General features: G+C 66.2%; 21 protein-coding genes and 1 tRNA gene. 13 read left to right on the forward strand and 9 right to left on the reverse strand.

Features of this window, described 5'->3' with window-relative positions; all coding sequences use genetic code 11:
- The first annotated feature begins 108 nt into the window (after positions 1-108).
- Together Q0654_RS07795 and Q0654_RS07800 are read left to right on the forward strand one after the other, a co-directional pair.
- Complete coding sequence (locus tag Q0654_RS07795; RefSeq protein ID WP_298852402.1) at positions 109-2,772, forward strand: EAL domain-containing response regulator; 2,664 nt, start codon at positions 109-111, stop codon at positions 2,770-2,772.
- Between the two features lie 2 nt (positions 2,773-2,774).
- Entirely contained in the window at positions 2,775-5,318 is a 2,544-nt protein-coding gene (locus tag Q0654_RS07800; RefSeq protein WP_298852404.1) for an ATP-binding protein, read from the forward strand.
- 300 nt (positions 5,319-5,618) lie between these two features.
- Here the strand turns inward: Q0654_RS07800 and bfr are convergent, their stop codons facing one another.
- The 3 genes from bfr to Q0654_RS07815 form a co-directional block, all read right to left on the reverse strand.
- On the reverse strand, positions 5,619-6,092 hold the full coding sequence (gene bfr / locus Q0654_RS07805; RefSeq protein ID WP_298852406.1) for a bacterioferritin: 474 nt from the start codon (positions 6,090-6,092) through the stop codon (positions 5,619-5,621).
- Between the two features lie 203 nt (positions 6,093-6,295).
- Positions 6,296-6,481: a (2Fe-2S)-binding protein gene (locus Q0654_RS07810; protein ID WP_343230131.1), complete on the reverse strand. Its 186-nt coding sequence runs from the start codon at positions 6,479-6,481 to the stop codon at positions 6,296-6,298.
- Between the two features lie 99 nt (positions 6,482-6,580).
- Positions 6,581-7,165 (reverse strand): RNA pyrophosphohydrolase, encoded by a 585-nt coding sequence (locus Q0654_RS07815; protein ID WP_343230130.1) that lies wholly within the window; start codon positions 7,163-7,165, stop codon positions 6,581-6,583.
- Between the two features lie 209 nt (positions 7,166-7,374).
- Between Q0654_RS07815 and Q0654_RS07820 the strand changes: the two genes are divergently transcribed.
- The 3 genes from Q0654_RS07820 to Q0654_RS07830 all read left to right on the forward strand — a co-directional run bounded on the left by Q0654_RS07820 (position 7,375) and on the right by Q0654_RS07830 (position 9,568).
- Positions 7,375-7,451, forward strand: a tRNA-Met gene (locus tag Q0654_RS07820).
- Positions 7,452-7,627: 176 nt separating this feature from the next.
- The gene (locus tag Q0654_RS07825; RefSeq protein WP_298852410.1) at positions 7,628-8,917 is read left to right on the forward strand and encodes an integrase arm-type DNA-binding domain-containing protein; all 1,290 of its coding nucleotides are present in this window, start codon (positions 7,628-7,630) and stop codon (positions 8,915-8,917) included.
- A 60-nt stretch (positions 8,918-8,977) separates the two neighbouring features.
- Positions 8,978-9,568, forward strand: coding sequence for a hypothetical protein (locus tag Q0654_RS07830; RefSeq protein ID WP_298852412.1), 591 nt, complete (start codon positions 8,978-8,980; stop codon positions 9,566-9,568).
- A gap of 27 nt (positions 9,569-9,595) precedes the next feature.
- Here the strand turns inward: Q0654_RS07830 and Q0654_RS07835 are convergent, their stop codons facing one another.
- Positions 9,596-9,778: an AlpA family phage regulatory protein gene (locus Q0654_RS07835; protein WP_298852415.1), complete on the reverse strand. Its 183-nt coding sequence runs from the start codon at positions 9,776-9,778 to the stop codon at positions 9,596-9,598.
- 1,414 nt (positions 9,779-11,192) lie between these two features.
- Between Q0654_RS07835 and Q0654_RS07840 the strand changes: the two genes are divergently transcribed.
- Both Q0654_RS07840 and Q0654_RS07845 read left to right on the forward strand, forming a co-directional pair.
- Complete coding sequence (locus Q0654_RS07840) at positions 11,193-12,128, forward strand: integrase domain-containing protein (RefSeq protein WP_298852416.1); 936 nt, start codon at positions 11,193-11,195, stop codon at positions 12,126-12,128.
- Positions 12,125-13,219, forward strand: coding sequence for a ParM/StbA family protein (locus Q0654_RS07845; protein WP_298852417.1), 1,095 nt, complete (start codon positions 12,125-12,127; stop codon positions 13,217-13,219). Before Q0654_RS07840 ends, Q0654_RS07845 begins: the two co-directional genes overlap by 4 nt.
- 273 nt (positions 13,220-13,492) lie before the next feature.
- Here the strand turns inward: Q0654_RS07845 and Q0654_RS07850 are convergent, their stop codons facing one another.
- On the reverse strand, positions 13,493-14,572 hold the full coding sequence (locus tag Q0654_RS07850; RefSeq protein ID WP_298852419.1) for an ADP-ribosylglycohydrolase family protein: 1,080 nt from the start codon (positions 14,570-14,572) through the stop codon (positions 13,493-13,495).
- A gap of 125 nt (positions 14,573-14,697) precedes the next feature.
- Between Q0654_RS07850 and Q0654_RS07855 the strand changes: the two genes are divergently transcribed.
- The 3 genes from Q0654_RS07855 (at position 14,698) to Q0654_RS07865 (ending at position 16,308) form a co-directional block, all read left to right on the forward strand.
- Entirely contained in the window at positions 14,698-15,102 is a 405-nt protein-coding gene (locus tag Q0654_RS07855) for a hypothetical protein (RefSeq protein WP_298852421.1), read from the forward strand.
- A 69-nt stretch (positions 15,103-15,171) separates the two neighbouring features.
- Complete coding sequence (locus tag Q0654_RS07860) at positions 15,172-15,459, forward strand: hypothetical protein (protein WP_298852423.1); 288 nt, start codon at positions 15,172-15,174, stop codon at positions 15,457-15,459.
- Between the two features lie 267 nt (positions 15,460-15,726).
- Positions 15,727-16,308: a HEPN domain-containing protein gene (locus tag Q0654_RS07865; RefSeq protein ID WP_298852425.1), complete on the forward strand. Its 582-nt coding sequence runs from the start codon at positions 15,727-15,729 to the stop codon at positions 16,306-16,308.
- Positions 16,309-16,403: 95 nt separating this feature from the next.
- On the opposite strand, the gene Q0654_RS07870 is transcribed toward Q0654_RS07865, so the two are convergent.
- From Q0654_RS07870 to Q0654_RS07885, 4 genes are read right to left on the reverse strand one after another with little or no spacing between them, the layout of a single operon-like run.
- Positions 16,404-16,724, reverse strand: a complete 321-nt coding sequence (locus tag Q0654_RS07870; protein ID WP_298852427.1) for a hypothetical protein — start codon at positions 16,722-16,724, stop codon at positions 16,404-16,406.
- A 15-nt stretch (positions 16,725-16,739) separates the two neighbouring features.
- The gene (locus tag Q0654_RS07875; protein WP_298852429.1) at positions 16,740-17,351 is read right to left on the reverse strand and encodes a hypothetical protein; all 612 of its coding nucleotides are present in this window, start codon (positions 17,349-17,351) and stop codon (positions 16,740-16,742) included.
- Entirely contained in the window at positions 17,348-17,746 is a 399-nt protein-coding gene (locus Q0654_RS07880) for a hypothetical protein (protein ID WP_298852431.1), read from the reverse strand. Before Q0654_RS07880 ends, Q0654_RS07875 begins: the two co-directional genes overlap by 4 nt.
- Positions 17,743-19,836: an ATP-binding protein gene (locus tag Q0654_RS07885; RefSeq protein WP_298852433.1), complete on the reverse strand. Its 2,094-nt coding sequence runs from the start codon at positions 19,834-19,836 to the stop codon at positions 17,743-17,745. Before Q0654_RS07885 ends, Q0654_RS07880 begins: the two co-directional genes overlap by 4 nt.
- Before the next feature lie 134 nt (positions 19,837-19,970).
- Between Q0654_RS07885 and Q0654_RS07890 the strand changes: the two genes are divergently transcribed.
- The 3 genes from Q0654_RS07890 to Q0654_RS07900 are packed head-to-tail and all read left to right on the forward strand — an operon-like array spanning position 19,971 to position 23,424.
- Entirely contained in the window at positions 19,971-20,990 is a 1,020-nt protein-coding gene (locus Q0654_RS07890; RefSeq protein ID WP_298852435.1) for a WYL domain-containing protein, read from the forward strand.
- Complete coding sequence (locus Q0654_RS07895) at positions 20,987-21,958, forward strand: hypothetical protein (RefSeq protein ID WP_298852437.1); 972 nt, start codon at positions 20,987-20,989, stop codon at positions 21,956-21,958. The genes Q0654_RS07890 and Q0654_RS07895 overlap by 4 nt, the downstream gene beginning before the upstream one ends.
- Positions 21,955-23,424 carry a DUF2779 domain-containing protein gene (locus Q0654_RS07900; protein ID WP_298852439.1) on the forward strand — a complete coding sequence of 490 codons (1,470 nt, stop codon included), beginning with the start codon at positions 21,955-21,957 and terminating at the stop codon, positions 23,422-23,424. Before Q0654_RS07895 ends, Q0654_RS07900 begins: the two co-directional genes overlap by 4 nt.
- Positions 23,425-23,464 lie beyond the last annotated feature (40 nt).

Here is a 23,464-nt window from a genome sequence, read left to right on the forward strand (position 1 = left end):
ATCCCGCCGCAACTGCCCGCGCGCTGCCCGTGTGGGTATAGTTCGGGAGCATCCCGGGACAAAGGCGTCTCCGGCGCGCCCGTACCCCGACCGCAGCCTTGGAAAGCCATGTACGCGCAGGACGAAAGCCAGCAGCGGACTGAACTGAGACTCGCCTTCCTGCGCCATCTGCCCAAGCGGATCGAAGCGCTGTGCCGGCGCGCCCGTCGCTTCTGCGAAGAGGGCTGGGACATCAATGGTCTCACCCTGCTGCACGAGGATGTGCAGCGCCTGGCCGGCGCCAGCGGTCGCTACGGCGCCCTGGAGGCCAGCGAGCAGCTGCTGATGCTGGAGACCCTGCTGGGTGAGCTCGCCGACACCGGAGGCCTGCCGGATGAGGCCGGCAACGGCCACCTGCTTGCCCTGCTGGAGAGTCTGGCGCTGCACGGCGGGGCGGAGGCCAGCGAGGCCGACGAGCCGGCGCGCGTGCCCGAGCCGGAGGCGGAACCGGTGATCCCGGTGCAGCCGCGCGATCTGCATGCGGAAACGCCACCGCCAAACTATTGGCGGCGCTGGACGGGCGATGCGCCGCCCGCGGCCGAAGCGCTGGTTCCAGCCGTCACCACGGTCACCCCCAAGACCGCGGACACCGAGGCCGCTGCGCGGCCCTCGGCTCCGCTGTCGGCGGTGCGCGCTGCCGAGGCTGCGCCGGCACGCAGCGCCACTCCGACGCCGCGTCCGGGCGGTGGGCGTCGCATCTATCACCTCACCGACGGCGGCGAACTCGCCTGCGAGCTGGACCAGCGCCTCGAAGCGCAGGGCTACGAGCTCGAACTGCTGGAAGCCCCGTCGGAGCTCAAGGAAATCCTCAACGCGCTGGCGCCGGACCTGGTCATCGTCGATGCCGCGTACATGAACGACATCGAGGGCGTGGGTGCGGTGCTGCGCGCGACCCGCGAGCGCACCGGTACCCGCTTGCCGATGCTGGTGATCTCGAACGAGGACAGCATCCCGGCGCGCCTGGTCGCGCGTCGCGCCGGCGCCGACGCCCTGCTGGTGCGCCCCGATGGCGCCGAAACGGTGATGGCCAAGCTGGCCGAGCTGCTGGTTTCCGCGGGCGAGGCCACCTACCGCATCCTGGTGGTCGAGGACGACCGCTCGCAGGCGCTGTTCGCCGAGTCGATCCTGCGCAATGCCGGCATGGAGGTGCGCTCGGTGCACGAGGCCTTCGATGTGCTGCAGGCGATGGAGGAATTCCGCCCCGACCTCGTGCTGATGGACCTCTACATGCCGCACTGCGACGGCACCGAGCTGACCGCCCTGATCCGCGAGCGCGAGGAGTTCCTGCACACCCCGATCGTGTTCCTGTCGGGCGAGAGCGACCAGGACAAGCATTTCGAGGCGCTCTCGGCCGGTGGCGATGATTTCCTTTCCAAGCCGATCCGTCCCAAGCATCTGATCGCCGCGGTCAACAACCGCGTGCGCCGCGCCCGCGCCGTGCAGGAACGCGCCCAGCTGCGCGATCCGCGCGATCCGGCGACGGGTCTGCACCGGCGCGGCTACATGCTCGACCGGCTGGCGGAGACGCTGGCTTCGGACAACGTCCGCAGCCAGGCCGGCGGCCTGCTGTTCCTGGAGATCGAGGGTGTGGCGCAGCTGCGCGAGCGCTATGGGCTGACCACCCTCGAACAGCTGCTGACCGAAGTCGGCAGCCAGATCAGCCAGGGCATTGCCGAGGGTGAGCTGGCCTGCCGCTACAGCGACGGTTGCTATGTCGTGTACTCGCACGAGCGCGACGAGGCTGCGCTCGAGCGGCTCGCGCTGGACCTGCGCAATGGTCTGATCACCCATCCCTTCAAGGCCGAGGGCAAGCCCCTGCGTCTGCGTGCGGTGGTTGGCGTGGCCTCGTTCCGGCACAACTTCGCCGACGCCGGCGCCATGCTCAACGCCGCCGAGCGCGCCTCGCGCGAAGCGCGCAGCGGCGATCGCGGCGTGCATCGGTTCGCGCCCGCGCAGCGCCCGGCCGAGGCCCAGACCAGCGCCCTGCTCAGCCTGATCCGCAACGCCATCGACACCGATGGCTTCGAGCTGCTGTACCAGCCGATCGTGGCCCTGCAGGGCGGTGACGACGCCCAGTACCAGAGCCTGCTGCGGCTGCGCGACGATCACGGGCGCCTGCATCCCGCGGCCGCGATCGTGCCGCTCGCCGAAAGTGCGGACCTGATCCTCGAAGTCGATCGCTGGGTGCTGACCCAGGCGATCCGCATGATCGACCAGCGCCGCAGCAGCTCGCGACCGGTGCGCCTGTTCGTCAGCCAGTCGACCGGCAGCCTGCTGGCGCCGGGCCAGTCGGAATGGATCCGCGCCCAGCTGGCCGCGCGCCAGGTTCCGGGCGAGTCGCTGGTGCTCGAGCTGCCGCTGGAAGACGTCGAGGCCCGCGTCGACGCGGTCGATGCCTTCTGCCGCGAGCTGATGCCGCTGGGCGTGCAGTTCTGCCTGAGCCGTTTCGACGGCGAACAGTCGGCCGAGGCCCTGCTGAAGCGTCTGCCGCTGTCCTTCGTCAAGATCGCGCCGAAGTACCTGGCGGCGGCGCAGACCCCGGCCCTGCGCGATGAGCTGCGTGCCCTCGTCGATCGCGGCCATCGGCATGGCCTGCAGGTGATCGGCCAGCGCGTGGAAGACGCGCAGGCGGCCGCGACCCTGTGGATGAGCGGCATCGACTACATCCAGGGCAACCTCGTGCAGCAGGCTGCACGTGAGTTGGAGTTCGACTTCCAGGCGGCGGTGCTCTGAGCGTGTCGCCCTCCATCCTGCGTGGCCTGACCGTCGGCGGCGGCCTTGCGGCAGCCGCGGGCGGCGCACTGCTGCTGCTGCCGCTGGGGCTGTCACCGTTGATTGGAGCCGTGCTCGCCGCGGCGGGTGGCCTGGCCGCCGCGGCCGGCGGTCTGTTCGGTGCAGCTGTGCCGTCAGCGTCGACAGCCGGCAGCGTCCGTCGCGAGCCCTCGCTGCACGTCGATCCCGGTGAGCTGGCGCGGGTCAAGGACGAGCTCGCGCAGGCGCGCAAGCTGGAGCGCGAGCTCTCCGAGGCCAAGCATGCCGCCGAGGCGGCGACCATGGCCAAGGGCGAGTTCCTCGCCACCATGAGCCACGAGATCCGCACCCCGCTGAACGGCATCATCCCGCTGCTCGACATCCTGCTGTCGACGCGGCTCGGCGATGACCAGCGCGAGTACCTCAATACCGCCCTGCAGTCCGCGCAGCAGCTGCTGCGCATCGTCGACGACATCCTCGACTACTCCAAGCTCGAAGCGAACATGCTCGAGCTGGAAACCGTCGGCATCAACCTGCGCGAGGTGCTCGACGGGGTGATGCGGCTGATGGACACGCCGGCCGAGGCCAAGGGCCTGCGCTTGTCCATGCAGATCGACCCGGCGGTGCGGCTGGCGATGCGCGGCGATCCGGTGCGCATGCGGCAGATCCTCACCAACCTGCTCAGCAACGCCATCAAGTTCACCGATCGCGGCAGCGTGTCGGTGATGGTCAGCCGGCGCGGTGAAACGCGCACCCACCACGAGCTGCGCTTCGAGGTCACCGATACCGGCGTCGGCATCGCGCCGGAGGCGGCGGCGCGCCTGTTCAAACCGTTCTCGCAGGCGGACGCCAGCACCACCCGCACCTTCGGCGGCACCGGCCTCGGCCTCGTGATCTGCAAGCGCATCGTCGACCTGATGGGAGGGCAGATCGGGGTCGACAGCACCCCGGGCCGCGGCTCGACCTTCTGGTTCCAGCTGCCGATGCTGAAAGCCGTTGGCGACATGGAGATCGAGCGCCGAGAACTCGGCGGTTCGCGGGTCCTGCTGGTCACCGCCGATGCCGTCCTGCAGCGCAAGCTCGCCCTGGCCGCCTCGAACTGGGGGGTCACCCTGGTGCATGCCAGCGGTGCCCAGGACGCCCTGTTCAAGCTGCGCGCCGCCGCCCAGCGGGCCGGCAACTGGGCCTTCCACCTGCTGCTGGTGGACCTGGGCAGCGTGCGCACCACGGCGGTCGGCCTGCATCGCAGCATCCTGCGCGAGGACGCGCTGGCCAAGCTGCAGATCGTCTATCTCAAGGGCGATGAGCCGGCCCCTGCCGATCTCGCCGAAGGCGGTCGCTCGCTGCCCCTGGCGCGCGCCCTGCCCGAGCCCGAGATGCGCCGTCAGCTGGCCAAGATCATGGAAGGCGAAGTGGTTGCCAGCCTGCCCGTCAGCACCGCCGCCGACGTGCAGATCGACACCCAGCCGCCGGCACCGCGCGTCGCCATGGCGGCACCTGCCCCCGTGCCGGTCATGCGCGGCACCGCCGTATTTCCGCCGGAGTCGTTCGAAGCCCCGGTGGCGCCGGCGCGAATCACCGCGGCGGCCCCGACTGGCGCCGCGCCGGCCGCGAGCGGCGCCCTCAGTGGTCGCGCCCTGCTGGTCGAGGACAACCCGGTCAACCGCCAGGTCGCGAGCCGCATCCTGAGCCTCGCCGGCCTCGAGGTGGACACCGCCGAGAACGGGCAGGAAGCGCTCGATCGCCTCAAGCAGGGGCGCTATGCGCTGGTCCTGATGGACTGTCAGATGCCGGTGATGGACGGCTACACCGCCGCCCGGCGCCGCCGCCGGATCGAAGCCGAGGCCGGGCTGCCGCGGCTGCCGATCATCGCCATGACCGCGAACGCGATGATCGGTGATCGCGAGAAGTGCCTGGAAGCGGGCATGGATGACTACCTCACCAAGCCGCTGGATCGCAGCAAGCTCAACGCCATCCTGGCGAACTGGCTGGCGCGCTCGCCCTATCGCGATGCAGTGGCGCCGGTCGCTGCAGCCGCCCCGGTTGGGGCCGCGCAGGCGCGCAGCGCCGAGCCTTTCACCCGGCAGTCGGCGGCGACACGGCCCACGCCTGCAGCGACGGCGGCCCCGGCGCGCCCAGCGGCGGCGCCGATGACGGCCGCCCCCGCGGCCCAGAGCTTCAGCACCGCCAGCGGTCCAGCGCTGGCCAGCGATGTGGTCGAGGATCTGCGCGAGGTGATGGGCGGGGAGTTCCTGTCCCTGATCCGGGTGTTCCTGGAGGACACGCCGCGCACGCTGGAGCGCCTGCAGGCGGCCGCCGAGACCGGCGATACCCCGACCCTGGTGGCTTCGGCGCACTCCCTGAAGTCGACCAGCGCCAACCTGGGTGCCCTCGACATGTCCGAGCTTGCCCGTCAGATCGAGCACGGTGGCCGTGCCGGCACGCTGGCCCAGCCGCAGCTGCTGGTGGCGCGTCTGGTGGCCGAGTTCCTGCGCGTGGAGAGTGCTCTGCGCACCCTGCTGTCCTGAGAGCCTCCCAGCCCCGCGCGGCGGGCCAGGTGTTCCCGAAGAAACCACGCTTCGTCATCCCCGCGAAGAGCCTGCCCTCGCGATGGCGGGGGCGCTGATCGAGGACCCGTGCGACTGCGGCAAGCGACACTGGGCCCCCGCCGACGCGGGGGCGACGATCCATGGGGTCGCAAGCGTTCTGGGTCTTGAGAGCCTGCAGAACCATCCGCCTACTGCGGCCGCCTCTGGCCGCGCCTGCCCAGGGAAAACGGAAGGCCCGCACGCGGCGGGCCTTCCAGGATCAGCGCGGTGCGGCTCAGCTCAGCTGCTGCCGAGCTTGGTCTGCAGGTAGTTGGCCTCGCCGATCCGCTCGATCAGGGCGAGCTGGGTTTCCAGCCAGTCGACGTGTTCCTCTTCCGATTCGAGGATGTCGGTGAGCAGGTCGCGGGAAACGTAGTCACCGGCCTGCTCGCAGTGGCTGATGCCGGCCTTCAACACCGGCAGCGCCGCCTGCTCCAGCTTGAGGTCGCATTCCAGCGCTTCCTTCGGCGTCTCCCCGATCAGCAGCTTGCCCAGCTGCTGCAGGTTCGGCAGGCCCTCCAGGAACAGGATGCGCTCGATCAGCTTGTCGGCGTGCTTCATCTCGTCGATCGACTCGCGGTACTCGTGCTCGCCGAGCTCCTTCAGGCCCCAGTTCTGGAACATGCGGGCATGCAGGAAATACTGGTTGATCGCGGTCAGCTCGTTGTAGAGGGCGCGATTGAGATGCTCGATGACCTTGGCATCGCCTTTCATGGGGCGTCTCCTGCTGCAGTTCGATGGACGCACCACTGTAGCCGCGCGCGAGCGGCGGTGACGAAACTCCAATCGGAAGCATTCTCAGACCCGGCCATTGGCCGGGTGCCGGCGGTGAGAGAGCGAGGCCCTGCTAGGGCTCGCAGCTGCGTTGGAGACGGAGGACGTTCCCGCCGTCGACCCACCGTTTCGTTGCCGGAGGCTCAGGCGACCATGGGCAGGGCGAGCGCCCTGGTTTCCTCGAGGATCTGCACGGCCAGTTCCCTACAACACCCGCAGCTGCTGCCGCAGCCGGTGGCCGCAGCCAGCCCGTCCAGCCCTTCGACGCCGCGTTCGGCGGCTTCACGAATGGTCTTGTCGGTGATCCCGTGGCAGAGGCAGACGTACATGGCGGGCAGCCGATCAGAGTCGATGGGCTGCATTCAAGCGCGAATGCGAATGAGTGTCAACTAGACTCGCGCTCGCGACCAATGGCGGTGATCCCGGGTTCAGCCAGCGCCGCCCGCCGCCTCGCGCGCCGCTGCCCGCCGCTCGCGCCTGGGGACCGCCACGTCGGCTTCCAGCGTCGGCGGTGCGAGCTCAAGTATGCGACTGCCGCTGGCACGTTCCGCATAGGGCGCGAGGTGCTTGAGCGCTTGAGCGTAGACGCGCCGCTTGAAACTGACGACGTGCTCCAGCGGATACCAGAAATCGACCCAGCGCCAGCTGTCGAACTCGGGCCGCTCATGCGCGTCGAGGCGCACCGCCTCCTCGGCGCCGGTCAGGCGCAGCAGAAACCAGACCTGCTTCTGGCCGATGCACAGGGGGCGCTTGCCCGGGCGTACGCAGCGCCGCGGCAGGCGATAGCGCAGCCAGCCGGGCGTTGCACCGAGCAGCTCGACGTGATGCGGCTTCAGACCGACTTCCTCGTCCAGCTCGCGGTACATCGCCTCCTCTGGGGTCTCGTCACTGTTCATGCCGCCTTGCGGGAACTGCCAGCCATCCCGCGTCACCCGCCGCGCCCAGAGCACCTGGCCGGTGGAGTGCATCAGGATGATGCCGACGTTCGGGCGGTAACCGTCCGGATCGATCACGGGACGGAACTCCAAACTCAAGATGGCAGGGACTGTGCCACAGCGGCCGGAAGCGCCACAACACGCGCACTCACAGCGCAGACCACGAACACGGCCGGCGCCGCATCTGACCAGCGACACTGCGGTGCGATGCCTTGCGCTTGACCGGGTGCGAGTGCGCGCGCAAAATGCGCGGCCCCCGGGAGCGCTGTGAGCGCCCCGAGGCCTGTGGCTATGTAGCTCAGCCGGTTAGAGCACAGCACTCATAATGCTGGGGTCGGTGGTTCGAGTCCACCCATAGCCACCATATATGCATGCCAAGAAGTGCCAGAAAAAACCAAAACACCTTTAAAACCGCGCACTTGCGCGGTTTTTTGTTGCCCGAAAGGTGCCAGGTCGTCCCAAGAAGTTCCACTCTGGCGGGGGTAGCGATGGGGGTGTGGCAGGGGTACAAAAGGGACAGTACCCCCAAGAGACCCCGACATGCCTGCCAAGGTACCCCCACTCAGCGACCTGCGCTGCCGCTCCGCAAAGGGTGATCCGGCGGGAAAGCCCCACAAACTTTTCGATGGCGGGGGGCTGTTCCTGTTGATCAGCCCAACGGGAACCAAGCACTGGCGCTTCAAGTACCGCTTTGCAGGCAAGGAAAAGTTGCTCTCGTTGGGGCCCTATCCCTCGGTCACCTTGGCCGAAGCGCGTGAACTACGCGAACAAGCTCGGCAGCAGCTGCGCGCATCCATCGATCCAGCGGTTGCTCGACGCATCCGCCAGATCGAAGCCACGACTTCGGCGTCAAATACACTGGAGGCCATCGGCCGCGAGTGGCATCAGAAGCAAACGAGCGGATGGGCGAGTAGCCACGCGGAGAAGGTGCTGATCCGACTTGAGAAGAACGTGTTTCCGGTCTTGGGGGCGCTTCCCATCCAGAGCATCACTACGCCGGCACTCCTCTCCACGCTCCAAACCGTCGAGCGTCGGGGAGCGCTCGACACGGCCCGAAGAATTCGCCAGTACCTGGCACAGATCTTTCGGCATGCTATCCAAACCGGAAGAGCCGAACGCAACCCCGCGGCAGACTTGGTCGGCGCAACCGCGGTCCCGGTCTCACACAAGTACGCATCCATCCGTGACCCGCAGCTGCTAGGCAGACTAATCGCCGACCTTGAGGTCTACGAAGGCTCGAACATCACCCGTGCCGCGCTCCAGCTACTGCCCATGCTGTTTTGCCGACCGGGCGAACTGCGCGGCATGCGCTGGGCCGAACTGGACCTAGATGCACGCCTTTGGCGCATCCCGCCGGAGCGCCAGAAGCTGCGCAAACGCACCAAACAGTCCAACCGGGTTGCTGATTTCGTCGTGCCCCTTCCGAAGCAGGCGGTGGATGTGCTGCATGGTCTTGCGCCCTACACCAAGGGATACAGCGAGTTCGTCTTCCCGAGCGAACGCAGCCGCGATCGACCGATGTCCGACGGAACCTTCAGTGCCGCCCTGCGCCGTCTCGGATATGACTCCTCAATCATTACACCCCACGGCTTCAGGCACACGGCATCCACTATGTTGAACGAGAGCAGGCGCTGGTCAGCCGACGCAATCGAAGCGCAGTTGTCGCATGCGGACCCGAACTCGGTACGAGGCATCTATAACGGGGCCAAGTACCTTAAGGAACGCGAGCAGATGATGCAGGCGTGGGCTGATCACCTCGACCGCCTGAAGCGCCAGCCATCCCGCCAAAAAGCCAGCAGGGCCAGAGCAGACCGGCGCGCAGATCTCTGACGCAACTTGCACCTTCGCAAAACGGCTTGATCGTGGAGCTCCCCAGCCAGGAGCACAGCCATGAATCCACGCCGTCGGTTCCGCAAGCCCCTACTCGCTCAGTTCCGGGTTCTCCGCCTGCCGCTGCAGGTCCTGGGCTTTTGCCTTTCCTTCGCGAGCTACGCTCCCTCTGAGGCGTTTGAGGCTGGCCTTCGTCCGCTTGGCATCGAGCTCGGCTCAGCCATTCAGGACGTGCGATCGCATATTCGCGAGGTCGGTGCCACCTGCGACGAGGGCACCAGTGCAGTGGCACGGGGCCCATTGCTGAACTGCACCGGTGCCTTCGGACTGGAGGGGTTGCAACAGGTGAAGTTCCTTTTCTCGCGTGGAGGCCGCCTTGAGGGTGTCGTCCTAACCTTGCCTAAGGAGCGCTGGCGATCGGTGAACACCGCATTGGCTGAGCGTTACCGTCTTGAGCGCAGTCTTGAGCCGTTCGTAGGCGACCGATCATCTACTTACATTGGCGCAGGCGGCCGCGTGGTCGCCGAGTCGCCACATTTGAGCTTCGAGATGTCTCTGACTTATGCGACAGACTGGCTGCTTGAAGCCGCGGATGAGCACAGTGCCGTCAAAGAAAGCGAGGCCCGCCGCAAGGACGCGGCGAGCCTCTGAGAGACCCCAGCTCAATGGGCCAAATGATTACCGGTGTGCATCGATCCAGGCCTCGATCTCACTCGACAGCCAGGCCACGGAGCGAGGCGAGAGGCTCCTGCGGCGAGGGAACTTGCCGGCCATTTCAAGCCGGCGAATCGTATTCTTCGAAAGGCCTACACGTTCGATAACGTACTGTAGACGAACAAACTGCGCGGAAACGTCGGACATGGTTGCTCCTTGGTTGGGTTAGGTTGAGGCGACGCTGCCCGAACCTTGGTGGCGCCGCGGAACCCATACTGATGCCTCGATGTGCGCTCCATTTACCGAATACCCCCGGCTTTTGGGCAGATATCGGGAAGTCCGCCCGGGACAGGAAGGGGGGTATGCCTCCCAGCAGCCATGAACATGCACCATCCAAGGTTGGGACAGCGAACATGCCGAGGTCGCCTCAAACGCCCGAGCTTGCCCTCATCGAAGGTGGGCACCGGGGCCTGATCAGGCGACTGATCAGAGCTCTGGCAACGCATCAGGACGCAAGGTTGTCTGTAGAGCTGGATCGCCTTGAGCGCCGAGCGACGCTCAAGGTAATCGGTGCGCAGGCATCGTCCGATCTGGCAGATCGATCATCAGAAGAGGACTGAAGATCATATGCCTAGACGAGCGGGCCCGCGCACCCGACAAGGTGTCAGTAGTCCCACCTTCTGGGTATCGAAAGGGTCGAAGCGGATGGGTTGCACGGGACGCACTTTCTGGAGGCAATTGTCTGTCGAGGGTGGCGCTGCCAGCTTGCCTCACCCCAGTCTTAGATCGCACCACGGAGACCCGCCGTTCCGCGCAATGGTGCCCGAGGAAGCCGGCTCACGATCGATCCAGGACGCGCCAGAAGGGCCCAGAAAGGTCCATCGCGGATGGCGAGTTGCATCGGGGTTATTGGCAGCGCTAGCGTTGCTATCGTTGTACGCCCGGCTTCGGCGTTGATGGAGCACACATGAGAATGGCGCCGGCGTTGCTGGCGCTGAACACCACAAGGCCGGAGCGCGCGAATGCGAGCCCCGGCAAACATAAGGCAAGGCTAGCTCCCGCGGTCGCTTTGCCCCGGCGCGCCGGCAACCAAGCGCGACCAACGCCGTAGCCTCAACGATTAGAGGCCAAGGCCCGCTGTGCGGCCATCGACGCCGCCACAGCGACACGCCCATGGGGCCAAGCGCTGCGGTTGAGCCAACCCAGCTCCTGCGCTCGACTCTCTTCAGCCGGACCCGCCGCTGCGGCCGGCCTAGCCACGCCCGACTTGGGCCGTGCGAATCGCAAGAGTGACGCACACCAATAAGCCAGCGTAGAGCCACCAAGACCAAGGCCTCCGTGTCCCGGCGCAACAGTGATGCCCGCGTTTCCCAGCGGGACACCCTCTATACGCGGCGTGAGCCGAATCCATCTGAAGTCCAGCTCCCCCTCTCTGGGGCGCCCTCTTGGCCGCCTTGCGGCGCCGCTGCCTGTTTGCGACGGGCGGGACAGGCAGGGCCCGTTACTGAACCTGACGCGAGGTCGCGCCGGGGCTGGATGTGCCGCCGCCCACGGGAACGAGCGGCTTGAGTCGTCGGCGCGACCACTCTTACCCGAACTAACCAGCGACCAGGAGTAGAAAGTGAGTCGGAAGAACAGACTGAAGGCCGAGCTTGACCGCAAGCTGAACAAAGCAGGCGGTGCGCACCTGACCAAGGAGTCGGGTCGGCGATTCTCGCGGTGCTTCACCAGACTGATGCGGACGCTCGGTTTCACCCATTTGCTGGAGCCTGAGCAGATCATGGTCAAGCACATCGTCGCCTACGTAGAAGCACGCAAGGAAGAGGGCATCGCAACCCGAACCCTGCAGAACGAGGTCGCTCATTTGCGGAAGATCCTGCGCCTGAGCAACCGCTCCCAGCTGGCTGACAGCAGCGACATCAGCAATGCAGCGCTTGGGCTGTCAGGCGCCTCACGGAAGGGGACCAAGCAGCCCATGACCGGGGAGCGACTGCTTGAGCTTCAGATTCTCGCCAGGCAGCAGGACAGGCCCGGTATGGCCGCGCTGCTTGGGTTGGAGTACCACCTCGGCCTGCGCGGCGCAGAAGCTATCCATGCCTGCACTGACACGCTGATGCGCTGGCGGCAGGAGCTCTCAGCATCCTCAAGTATCCGAGTGCTCGCCGGCACTAAGGGTGGGCGGCCTCGCGATGTACTGATCTTGCGTCCACTGGCTGCTGCATGGGCGATCTTTGCAGCGCTTGAGGTCTGCCAATCGCAAGGCGGGTTTCTGGTAGTGAGGAAGGACGGCTCGCCAGCAGGCGGGCTCAAGCAGGCCCGCAGCATCTACCACGCTTGGGCGCATCGGGCAGGCATCGAGCCGCATGCGGCACGTTACGCCTTCGCCGCGAATCAGATGGAGGAGTACCTGCGCCGTGGCTACTCGGAGCGCGAGGCGTTGATCGCGATCAGCCATGCGCTCGGGCATGGCGACGGGCGTGGCCGTTGGGTGCGGTCTGTGTACCTGCAAACGCCTGGCACGCCGCGCTCAACCCCCGCTGACGAGGTGCGTGCATGAACCCCGAGGCCGAGACTGTTCCTAACGCGCTCGTTTCTGTACAGACGTCGCCGACTCAGCACGACGCCTTAGGCGTCCTCGTTGGGCTTGACCTCGGCATGAGCCTTACCAAGATCGCCCATCAAACCGGGAGCCGGGGTCGCCCTGTGCTGGAGCGATTCGTGTCCAAGGCGCGCCCTCTGAAGACGATGCCAAGCCGCGCAAACGGAAGCCACGACTTATTGGGCGGACGCGAAGTGTTGGTCGGTGATGAGGTTTGGGTGGCGGGCATCCAGTCACCTTTCCACAGTCGCCACACCCGTTCGCGCAGGCGCGCCCATACCGATACTCAGGATTGGACTGCGCTCGCGCACGCAGCACTGGCCAGCATCGGGCATAAGCGAGTCCAGCACTTGGTGGCTGGTGTACCGATCTCCGAGTTCTACAAGAAGGGCCGAGCCGACGCGCTCAAAGCATCGCTACAGGGGAAGCATCAGGTGAGCGTCGATCAGTCCGTAGAGGTACAGCGCGTAAGCATTATTCCGCGTCCTCTGGGAGCCTTCGCCGCATGGGTGAGCCAGTACGAGGCTGCTTGCAGTAAGCAGCTTGATCGCGACGCATCCGTTCTGGTGATTGATGCAGGCCACTCGGAGGTCGCCTGGATGCAGATGCAAGGCCCATTCATCCGGCGTCAGTCCAGCGGCTACAGCCTGCAGGGCGGCTTAGACCTTCTCCGGAGGGTCAGCGCAACGATGGACAGCCGCTTTCGGCACCGGGTCAGCATGGACCGCCTCGAGGCGCGATTTCAGCAGAATGAAATGCGGATGGACCTTGGGGAGGTCACGGTCGACCTCTACGAACAGGTGCTTGCGGTGGCGGATCTCGTCGTCTCTGAGGTGATCCTCAAGGCCAAGAAATCGCAAAGGCCACGGCGCGAAGGCTTGCTCGCTATCTTGCTGACAGGCGGGTGGCGCGGTGTCTATGAGCCAGCCGTCGCAGCGGCGTTTCCCGAGACAAACATCATTCGCTTGGCTGATCCGATCTCAGCCAACGCGATTGGCTGCCTTCAGTTCGCGCGCCACCTGCAGGGCTGCGGGACGTCCGCGCTCTGATCGCACCGCTTGCCGAAGGGGAAGCACGTCCTCCCTTGGTGGTCACCGGAGTCTTCCGGAGGCTGCGGGACGGTCGTGAGCTTCGCCCGACCCCTGCTGAATCCGCTCGCTGCCTGGCGAATACGTAGACATGCTCCCGGATGCTGCGCTTTCTGGCGGCGACTGCGCGCCTGAGAGACCGGGCTGTGCCGATCGCCTCGGCATATGCCCGGTGCTCTCTGACTCAGAGTGCGCCGGTGTTGACGCGTTTGGGCGTTTTGTGTCGAAGAGTTCTCAACTCGGGGGATAACGCGAGGCGATGATCCCCAGAAGCGATGCGTGGCCATCAGCGCATCCCCAGCCCTCGCACGCATGCAGGTCATTGGCGATTTCCAGAACTGCGGCACCAAGCTCGACCTCCTCGCGCCATCGGGTTGGAATCGCCTCCATGCCAAGGGCGGCGCCGAGCAGGTTGCCGGCGATGGACCCCGTGGAGTCGGAGTCGCCTCCATGGTTGACCGCGCGCAGTACCCCCTGCCCGAAATCCGCTGCTGTGAGTGCGGCGAAGACGCCCATGGCCAAAGCCTCCTCGGCGATCCAGCCCTCGCCAAGCAGCGAGATGTCAGCGTCGGCGTCGCGCTCTGCAAGTTCGATGGCGGCCTTCAATGCACTCAGTGTCTCGTCGCATTCCGGGCGATCGGCCAGAAAGTCCATCGAAACGGCAAGCGCGTCGCGCAGGCGGCTGCCGCCAACCAGCTGGAGGACCAGCGAGGCCAGCACCCCGGCCGTCAGCTGGCCAGTGGGGTGCCCATGGGTGAGTGCTGCGATCTGGCAGCCGAGCTCGAACGCTTCCTCAATCCAACGCTCGGGTTTGGAGGTGCTCGCGATGAAAAGGCCAGCGGGTGCTGCGCGCATGACGCCACCGCAGCCTTTGCTGTCGTTGCGGGCGGGCTTGCCCCAGGGCGTGGAGAGCAGCGCCGACAGACAGGTGTTGCCGTGCGCGCGTCGATGGTGGAGCTCGGGCAGCTCCAGCAGCCAGCCTTCCTTGTCGCGCGGGTTCTCGAAGGCATCGTGCCCCTGCGTATACAGCCAACGCAGATAGGCGCGCCCCACCACCGCGACTGGGCTGAACAGCCCGCGGTCGTGCATGCGTGCCCATGCGCGCAGCAGACCCTCGGCCGTAAACAGGGACATCTGGGTGTCGTCCGTGATTGCGCCGCGGCGACCATAGGCTGGTGCGAAGTCGCGGACGCCGGCCGGCCCGAACTGTGTCTGGATCTGGGCCAGCGAAAGAAACTCGATCGGTGCTCCGAGGGCGTCACCAATCGCACCGCCGATGAGGCAGCCTTGGTAGCGGGCGAGCGATGCGGTCATGGCTGGTGCTCTCTTGGGGATGTGGCTGGCAAGCAGTGTCAGCCGCAGCTGTCTCGGCGGCTGAGACGACACTGCGCTCCCATGAGCTTCGTCCAGTAATCAGCACCGAACGTGCGAGGTTCGCCATGCCCCAGCTTCCCAGCGGCCGCCATGTTGGCGTCAGCTACGATCGACTTTTGCAGTGGGCGGAGTCCGCCCCCCACGGAATGCTTAGCCAGGCCGTTCTTGCACTCCATTCGGTCGACGACCTGCTGATCCTGCTCGACCTGCTGGAGTATGCCGATCCTGAAAACCCGCCCAGCCCTCAGGATCCAGCGGCCGGCAAGCCCTTCCAGAGCCCGGTTCGCATCGCCGACTTGGACACCCTTGCCTGCCCGTGGCCAGCCGAAGACCAGGCCGCGCTGCTGGACTGGCTGCGCGGCCCACGCATGACGCAGATCTTCGAGCAGGCGCGTGCGCAACTGTATGCCATCCTGCAAACCAAGCCGACGCCCGAGGCGCTGCGAGGAATCTTCGATGACGATGATTAGGCGCTGCCGACAAACGCACCCCCGGTCCGGTGCAGGCCATCGCGATACCCTCCCGTCGCTGCGCGTGCAATGAATCCGGTCATGTTGCGGGCACGCATGGAGCTGCTTCGCCGCGTGCTTGGTATCCGCAGCGCGGAGACGCGTGCGCGGATGCTGGCAGAGGCCTTTGAAGAGCCGGGGCAGGTGGCTTGGATGGAGCGCAGCTACTTGCTTGTGGCCGAAAGCGCCGATGAGGCCGGGATGGCCGCGGCGAGCATCCGGCAGTTGACGGAGGAGGCCTGTTTCGATGAGGCGGGGCTGGCAGAGCTCTTCCTGGCCCGGGATCACGATGGCTTGCTTGCGTTCTTCCGGCTATAGGTGACCGTCCTACGCATTGCACTTCGGTCAGCGGGTAAAGTTCCAAGCCTGGACGCGTGGCACGCTCTGCAAGGCAGTGCCTGAAGGGAAGAATGCGCTTCGCAGCCACGGCTGCCAGCACTCGCGCGTCGCCACGTCCGCCCCGACCGTCGACAAGCAGGATCAATCCGTATGCCAAGCGCCAAGGAATCCAGCCGAGCGGACCGCGTTGAGGCGCTTCGCGCGCGCTTCCGGGAGGCATCGGAGGCGTTCCCCGAGCCCTACCGCGTGCGTCTGCATCGCGCCCTGAGTTGGCTGGCCCGCGCCGAAAAGGACGAAGAGGACGCCGATGCGCGCTTTATCTTTCTGTGGATCGCGTTCAACGCCGCCTATGCGCATGAGTTCGGTGAGGTGGACAATGAGCGTAAGCAGCTGGATGCGTTTTTCACCCGCCTCGTTGAAGCGGATGCCGAAGGACGCTTGCAGGCGCTGTTGTTCGAGCGATTCAGCGGGCCGATCCGCAGCCTGATCGACAACAAGTTCGTCTTTCAGCCCTTCTGGCGCGCGCTGCGCGACCACGACAGCTCGGGCCAGTGGGAGGAGAGCTTTGCGAAGGCGAAGCAGCTGGCCATGCTGAGTGTTCTGGGCAAGGACACCGTGCGCTTGCTCTGCATCGTCTTCGACCGCTTGTACGTGCTGCGCTGCTCGCTGGTGCACGGCGGCTCCACCTGGAACAGTCAACTCAACCGCGCTCAGGTGAGCGATGGCGTGCAGCTGCTACGCACTCTGCTGCCGACGATGCTGGAGCTGATGGTCGAGCACCCCGGGCTTGAACTGGGTGCTATCGCGTTCCCGGTGGTGAAGGTCTGAGCAAGCGCAGAGGGGGCATTCCCACCGCGCCTTTCTCGGTTGGCTGTCGACGCGTGTTCGCGTCGACAGCTCTCAGGAAAGCGACCTGACGTTGGCTACAGGTTCGGGCGCAGTCGCCACATGCCCTTCGCACCTTCCTCAATCCAGGTGCCTTCGAACACGTCGTGCTTCGGGTGCCTGTGCAGGGTGGCCCGCCCCTCCACGCCGGTGGCGCGAAGCTCGAAGTGGCCGTCTCCCGTGTTCTTGCCACGATAGATCACGACCAAGGGTTTGCCCTGGGTGTCCTCGTCTTCATAGCTGATCACCAGCTCCTTCTCGTCGAGTCGGAGCTCGACCTCGAACTCGGTCATCGGATCCTGGCCAGAGTAGTAGATCTCGCAGATCATGCGTCGGGTGGGCAGTGTGCTGGGCTGCATAGCGTTCTCCTTTGCTCAGTTCCGGGGGAGTTTCAGGCGGTTGCGCTTTAGGCGTTCCTGCAGCGTCGCGAAGGGAGCGGGTGACTCCGCGGCGCCACGTAGGGGCTGCGCATCAACGAGGTCGTCGCGATGCGGCGCTGTCAGGCCGGGGTGCAGGGCGGCGTGGGTGCCGTGGTTGCCGCCGAAGAACAGCAGCCAACGTGCGTTCGAGAGCACCTCATCCACCCAAAGCGCGAACGGCGCGAACAGCTCCCGTTCGATCAGGGTCTGTGGCGACTCGCAGGGTTCCAGGGGCAGCGCCTGTGGATCGAGATCGCCGCGGGCGAGATCCACCCAGCGGTCGTTGATCCGCACCGGATGCAGGCTGCTCCAGTAGGGAAGCCCCCACACTCGTCTAGCCCGACGAGCACGCACGAACAGCTCAATGTTCCAGTCGCTTTCCAGCGTCTCGCGCAGGCACAGCTCCAGGCCCGGGTTCAGGTCCTCGAACTCCCAGGTCCAGGCATCGAGCAGCTCCGAGACCTTGACCGGAAAGGGCGCAACCAGGAGCGGCGCTGGGCGACGCCCCATCCAGGTCTCGAACAGCGCGCCCGCGATCGGTCGGCTTGGCAGAGCGTGCGAACTCATTGGTGCACCTCCACCCAGATCTCTCCGCGATCGTTGAAGCTCAGGCGGTAGGTCATCGGAATCCGCTGTTCGGGAATGGCGCCCTGCCAGTTTGCACTGCGATCCTCCTCGCGAAGCCGCATCCAAAGGCTGCCAGCGCAGCGAACCTCCTCGCCGGAGGCAGCACGACTCAGCGTGCGGGCGTCGACGACATCAATGTCCAAGGTCTCGCGGATGAGGCGGGGAAGCTCCGGCATGCTGGCCGCCTCGCGGATCAGCGAGTCGATGCTGATCTGCCGGGCGGTTTGCACAATCTCTGGATCCGCGCAGTCGGGCAGGGCGGCCGGCATGCATCCGGTCAGGCTGAGCACGAACGCGCACGGGGCACAGGCCCGAAGGAAGAGGTGCAGGTTCATGCTGCCACCTTCGACTTCAATGCCAGCTCGGCCCGCAGGGCCTGCAGCACGGCGAACGGTGTGGCTTGACCTGGATCGCCGAGGTACTGGCGCGCCACCTGATGAAAGTCCCCCGGGGTGAGCCCATCCAGGGTATCAATCTGGGCCTCGAGATCCGCGCCTTGAGCCCAGCGAAAGTACTCGCGAAACCGTGCCCACAGGCTGCGACGCTGTTCTGCCGTCGGTGGGCGAAGCTCCAGCTTGTGCTCCAGCCGCCGCAGCACCGCGGGGTCGAGGCGCTGGAACAGGTTGGTGGTGAGCACCACATACCCGCTGTAGCCATCCAGCGCGGTGAGCAGGCTGTTCACCATCGACAGCTCCCAGCTCTGGCGCAGCCCCTGCCGGTTGGAGAGCAGGCCCTCCACCTCATCAATCAGCAGCACTGCACCCATCGACTCTGCGCGCGCGAAGGCGCCAGCAATGGCTTTCTCCGTCTCGCCGATGAAGCAGGACAGCAGATCTGCGCCCTGGCAGACGTGCAGCGGCCGCTCCAGGCGGCGGGCCAGCTCGGCCGCGAAGGCCGACTTGCCGGTGCCAGGCTGACCATACAGGCAGAAGCGACCTTCGCCGGCGCGGATCGTCCGCTCCAGCAGCGGCTCGATCGGGCGATCGGGATTCAGCCACTCGAGCCGGAAAGCCCCCAACGGCTGTGGCGTGTCGCGCGGCATCGGCGGCAGGTCCAGCAGGCTGCGCAGCTCGCGTGTCTGGCGCTCGATCAGGGGCTGCAGCGGCATCGAGGCTGGCAGCAAACGCCCCACCTGAGCCAGGGCCTCGATGTGGCCAGGTTGCAGCCCATTGAGTTTGGCAAGGCGTTGACGCAGCTCTTCACTGACCGCCTGCTCGCCGAACGCCTCATCGATCAGACGACGCTTCACGCCTGCCGGTGGCTCGTCCAACTGCAGCACCAGATGGAAGCGTCGCAGCAGCGCCGGATGGACGCCATCGAAATCATTCGCGACCCAGAGCGTCGGCATGGGGTTGGTTTCCAGAAGGTCCACCAACCAACTCTTGTGCGAACGACTGGGGTCACGTCGACGGGTTCCGAAGAAGGGATCCACGCCCTGGCTCACCGGCAACAGGCCATCGGCTTCGTCCACCAGCAGAAGGGTGTCGGTGCGCTGGCCGAGCGCCCTTTGGGTGAGGCGAATGGCGCTCAGCAGACGGTGCTCGCCCAGCGGATCGCCATCGGCGTCTTCAGGATTGAGTTCCAGAAGTTCGGCACCCAGCGCGTGGGCCAAGACGCGACACAACTCGGTCTTTCCAGTGCCCGGCTTGCCGTGGATCAACACGTTGAATCCAGCCGTTCGCGTGCGCAGTGCTTCGCCCAGCACCCCCAACCAACTCGGAAGGAGCATGTCGAGGTGCGGGTAGTCCGCAGGGCTCAGTTTGGACGGCGGTGCAGGTTTGACCAGGGCTGCAATGAAGCTCGAAGGATTGGCGTCACCGGTCTCCAGAACAGCCAACAAGCGGTCATCCACGTTGTGCGCGGTGGCGGATCGCTCGCGCAGACTTTCCGACACCAAGCCCAGGCCCACCAACGCCCGGCGGCTTGAGAGCATGCGTCGGACTTCGGGCTCAGGTAGCCCCGTCCAGCGCGCCACCAGCCGTGGCGTGGACAGCTCGTTCTCACGATCCAGGCCGTTCAGAAGATCAAAGAATTCCCGGTCCAGGTCGCGTGCAGCCAGCGCACACAGTACGCGCGACTCCGAAGTCGACAGACCCAGGTCCTCGCCCAGCCGGATCACGCCGGGCAGCGCGGCTTCCAGCGTGGGGATGGCCGCAAGATCGACCTCCCGCGCCATGGCCTTGAGTCGCGCATACAGCCGCTGCCGTCGCGGGCTGCGCTTGCTGCGGGCGTCCGGCAGGTGGCCGATGATCTTCCACAGCACATCGCTGGGGTCCTCGAAGGTCAATTCCTGCACCGCGTCTGCAAAGCCCAGCTGCAGCAGCAGGTCGATGGTCCAGGCGCGGGTAAGGGCACGGACTGGCGCGGGGCAGGGCAGGGTTTCCAGGATCGGGGCAGCGGGGAGTTTCAAGGCGCGAGTACGCATGGCGGGTTCCTCCGGGGTGGGAGGACAGCGTCAGGGAGCGTGGCGACGTTGAGTGTCGCGTCCACTTGCGCGATAGGTGCGACACTCGATGTCGCATTGACCCTTCAAGCTCGACACAGCCACCGGAGAGCCCAATGGCCGTAGACACCGCTTCAACCGCGATGCGACTGATCCATCTGCTGCAAGCCTTGCCCAGCACGGGGATGGAGACGGCCACCCAGCTCAGGGACACGCTGGAGCGGCAGGGCTACACGGTGGGCCAGCGCATGATCGAGCGCGACTTGCGCAAGCTCGAAGGCGAGGGGCTGGCCCATGCGCGCGAGGGCAAGCCGCTGGGCTGGGCGCGTGGCCAGGCGGCCTTGGGCCTACAGCTGCAGGACCTGAATCATGCGCTGGCGCTGGACATGATGGCGACCTTTGCCGGCGACCTCCTACCTCCCTCGGTGGCCGAGCAGTTGCGCGACGTGGTCGCCTCGGCGAGAGCGCGTCTAGGCCAGCACCCGAACTCCGACCACGCGCGCTGGCGGGAGCGCATTGCCGTCATCCCCCTGTCCCAGCCGCTGATTCCGCCTGTCGTGGATCCGAGCATCCAGCGCACGGTGCTGCAGGCCGTGCTGGAACGGAGGGTGCTGACGCTGAGCTACCGAGCCGGCTATTCCGGGCGGATGCGTGAGCATGAGGTGCATCCCGCGGGTCTGGTGGCGCGCGAAGGACAGTACATCCTGATCGGCTTCCTGGCCGGCAAGAAGGGGCCGACTCAACTCGTCCTGCACCGCATGCTCTCTGCGCAGCTATCGAGCGCACAGGCTCAGATCCCGCCCACCTTCAGCCTGCACGACTACGCGCGCAGCCCGGCGATGGGCATGGGCAACGGTGAATGGGTGCGGCTGACCCTTGTCTTCGACCAAGAGAAGGGACGCCTGTTCACCGAAAGCAAGCTTTCGCCCGACCAGGAGATCGAGGTGCGAGCGCTCAAGAGCGGTGAGCGGCGTTACCACGTCACCGCCACCCTGGAAGACTCGCCCCGCCTGCAGGCCTACCTCAACAGCTTCGGCAGCCACCTGATTTCGCGGCGGCAGCGCTCAATCCCGCCGCCGATGCCGCAGGACGCCGCGCCCTCCCAGCGACCCACTCGCAAAAGGACATCCGCTTGAACGACTCAGCCACGAATCTCCGCAGCCTGCTGCCGCTCGAACGGTGCGACAGCTCGGATGCCGTACCTACCTACGCCGACTACTGCCGCGAGGAGCGCAACTTTGCGGCGATCCTGTATGCGCAGCTGCTGCGGCCCGAGGGGCTGCAGGCTTTCCTGCGCCGCATCCACGGCATCGGCCCGATCGACCATCCCGAGCAGGCGGAGGTGTTCTTCGAGTACGCCCATGCCCGCGATCTCTGGCATCGCTTCGGCAGGCAGTTCGACGGCAAGGGTCAGGCGGGCAAGGCCCAGCGCGAGGAGGGCTTCCGGCGAGCAATCCTTGCCCTGATCGACGCGCCGCCAGGCCTGCAGGAGATCACCAAGACCATCGCGGAGTTCAACCACTTTTTCATGGGGCGCGGGTCCAAGCGCGAGATCCAGATGCCCAACCAGTGGGACCAGCGTCGCTTTGGAACCTGGGTCGGACTCGCTCTCGACCAGGGCTGGTACGCGCAGCGGGCCGAGGCCTTGCGCTTCGCCGAGCGCATCTGTTGCCTTAAGTGGGCCTTTAACGCCAAGGCCGACATCGTGATCCACCTGCCCGAGCAGCGTGCGGTCTGCGTGGAGATCAAGGTCGCCTCGGGTGAGTCCAAGTACAGCGCGAAGCATGGGGACGACGACGCTGCTGCAGCCTTCTCGATGGCCCAAACGGAGCTGCAGCGCTACGTGCTGGAATCGCTGCTCGGCTACCGGGCCCATTTCGTCTTTCTTACGCCCGGAGGCGGTTCTGGTGCGGTCGATGCTGACGTGGCGCCGGAGGCGCAGGCAGCAGCCGAAAGCGACGGCGCCAACCTGCAGACACTCGGCTGGGCAGAGGTCTTGCAAGACCTGCACGCAGACACCTCCAAACCCCCGGAGCTACCGTTCGTGCACCGAATGCTCGACTCAAGCGCTCTGCAGCCCAAGAAGCGTCGCGGCCGAGCATGACTCGCTATCAGCCCCACCTCTCCAAGACGCGCATCCAGAATGGCCGCCAGTGCCACAAGCGTCTCTGGCTGGACGTGCACCAGCGCGAGCTTGCGCAGTGGGGCGAGGCCTCCCAGCTTCGGCTGGCGCAGGGCACGGCCTTCGGCGAGTTGGCGCAGGCGCTGCTGGGCGGCGGGCATCTGGTCGAGGCGGACTACACCCAGTCCCGCGAGGCGCAGGCCGAGACCCAGCGCCTACTGGCGCGCCCGCGGGCGCGGGCGCCGCAGATCTTCGAGGCCGCGTTCGAGCACGAACTCGTGCGTGTACGGGTCGATGCGCTGCGCCGCGAGCCTCGCAGCGACACCCTGATCGAAGTGAAGTCGACCACGAGCGCCAAGGCCGAACACGTCTGGGATGCCGCCATCCAAACCTGGGTGCTACGCGGTGCCGGGCGACCGGTGAAGCGCGTGCAGATCGGTCACTTGAACAAGGATTTCGTGTACCAGCGGGAGGGCGACTACGAAGGCCTGCTGGCGCTGTCCGACATCACCGACGCGGTCGATGACCTACAGCCGGAAATCCCCGCGCTGGTGCGTCAGCTCAAGAAGGTCGTGCGGAGCCCGATACCGGAGATCACGACCGGCGCGCACTGCAGCAGCCCCTACGACTGCCCCTTCATCGGCCACTGCCAGTCGACTGAGCCGCCGCAGCCCGAGTACCCGGTCACCCTGCTGCCCCATGGCGGCAAGTCCGTCGAGGCACTGCTGGCCGAAGGCTATCGCGACCTCAGAGAGGTGCCGGAGCATCGCTTCGACAACCCGCGCCACCGGCGCATCGCCGAAGCCACTCGCACGGGCAAACCCTTCGTGGACCCGGCGCTGCGCAAGGCGATCAAAGCCTTGCCTTGGCCGCGCTACTTCCTCGACTTCGAGGCCATCAGCTTTCCGGTGCCACGCTGGCTGGGCACGCGACCTTTCCAGCAGATCGCCTTCCAGTTCTCCTGCCACGTGCGGACCAGCGCCCGCGCCAAGCCCCGGCACCACGGCTACCTCGACACCGAGGACAGCCACCCCGAAGCGCGCGTCGCGAAGCGCCTTGTGGACTGCATCGGCGATACCGGCCCCATCCTCGTCTGGAACCGCAGCTTCGAGGCGCAGATCCTGCGGCAGATGGCAGAAGCGCAGCCGAAGCTGCGCAAGCGACTGCTGGGGATGGTGGACCGGCTCGTGGACTTGCTGCCGCTCTACCGGGAGCACTACTACCATCCGGAGCAGCGGGGGTCTTGGTCGTTGAAGGCTGTGCTGCCGACTAGTGCCGCCGGACTGGCTTACGAGGGGTTGGAGGTCGCGAATGGGTTGGATGCACAGGTGGCCTACCTTCAACTGCTCGACGGGGCGCTCTCGTCGCAGGAAGGCGCCGCGCTACGGAGCTCGCTGGAGAAGTATTGCTTGATGGATACCGCTGGCCTGGTTGCGCTGCTCTCTTGAGGCCGGTGGTCGATGGCGCATGAATCTCGTTCTGGTTTGT

Source organism: uncultured Aquimonas sp., assembly GCF_937888285.1.
Lineage (GTDB): Bacteria > Pseudomonadota > Gammaproteobacteria > Xanthomonadales > Xanthomonadaceae > Aquimonas.

Bases quoted from the DNA above. Each gene is read 5' to 3' on its own strand.
- Q0654_RS07795 (WP_298852402.1), top strand. From the start codon at position 109: ATGTACGCGCAGGACGAAAGCCAGCAGCGGACTGAACTGAGACTCGCC.
- bfr (WP_298852406.1), bottom strand. From the start codon at position 6,092: ATGAAAGGCGATGCCAAGGTCATCGAGCATCTCAATCGCGCCCTCTAC.
- Q0654_RS07810 (WP_343230131.1), bottom strand. From the start codon at position 6,481: ATGTACGTCTGCCTCTGCCACGGGATCACCGACAAGACCATTCGTGAA.
- Q0654_RS07825 (WP_298852410.1), top strand. From the start codon at position 7,628: ATGCCTGCCAAGGTACCCCCACTCAGCGACCTGCGCTGCCGCTCCGCA.
- Q0654_RS07830 (WP_298852412.1), top strand. From the start codon at position 8,978: ATGAATCCACGCCGTCGGTTCCGCAAGCCCCTACTCGCTCAGTTCCGG.
- Q0654_RS07835 (WP_298852415.1), bottom strand. From the start codon at position 9,778: ATGTCCGACGTTTCCGCGCAGTTTGTTCGTCTACAGTACGTTATCGAA.
- Q0654_RS07845 (WP_298852417.1), top strand. From the start codon at position 12,125: ATGAACCCCGAGGCCGAGACTGTTCCTAACGCGCTCGTTTCTGTACAG.
- Q0654_RS07850 (WP_298852419.1), bottom strand. From the start codon at position 14,572: ATGACCGCATCGCTCGCCCGCTACCAAGGCTGCCTCATCGGCGGTGCG.
- Q0654_RS07855 (WP_298852421.1), top strand. From the start codon at position 14,698: ATGCCCCAGCTTCCCAGCGGCCGCCATGTTGGCGTCAGCTACGATCGA.
- Q0654_RS07860 (WP_298852423.1), top strand. From the start codon at position 15,172: ATGAATCCGGTCATGTTGCGGGCACGCATGGAGCTGCTTCGCCGCGTG.
- Q0654_RS07870 (WP_298852427.1), bottom strand. From the start codon at position 16,724: ATGCAGCCCAGCACACTGCCCACCCGACGCATGATCTGCGAGATCTAC.
- Q0654_RS07875 (WP_298852429.1), bottom strand. From the start codon at position 17,351: ATGAGTTCGCACGCTCTGCCAAGCCGACCGATCGCGGGCGCGCTGTTC.
- Q0654_RS07880 (WP_298852431.1), bottom strand. From the start codon at position 17,746: ATGAACCTGCACCTCTTCCTTCGGGCCTGTGCCCCGTGCGCGTTCGTG.
- Q0654_RS07885 (WP_298852433.1), bottom strand. From the start codon at position 19,836: ATGCGTACTCGCGCCTTGAAACTCCCCGCTGCCCCGATCCTGGAAACC.
- Q0654_RS07890 (WP_298852435.1), top strand. From the start codon at position 19,971: ATGGCCGTAGACACCGCTTCAACCGCGATGCGACTGATCCATCTGCTG.
- Q0654_RS07900 (WP_298852439.1), top strand. From the start codon at position 21,955: ATGACTCGCTATCAGCCCCACCTCTCCAAGACGCGCATCCAGAATGGC.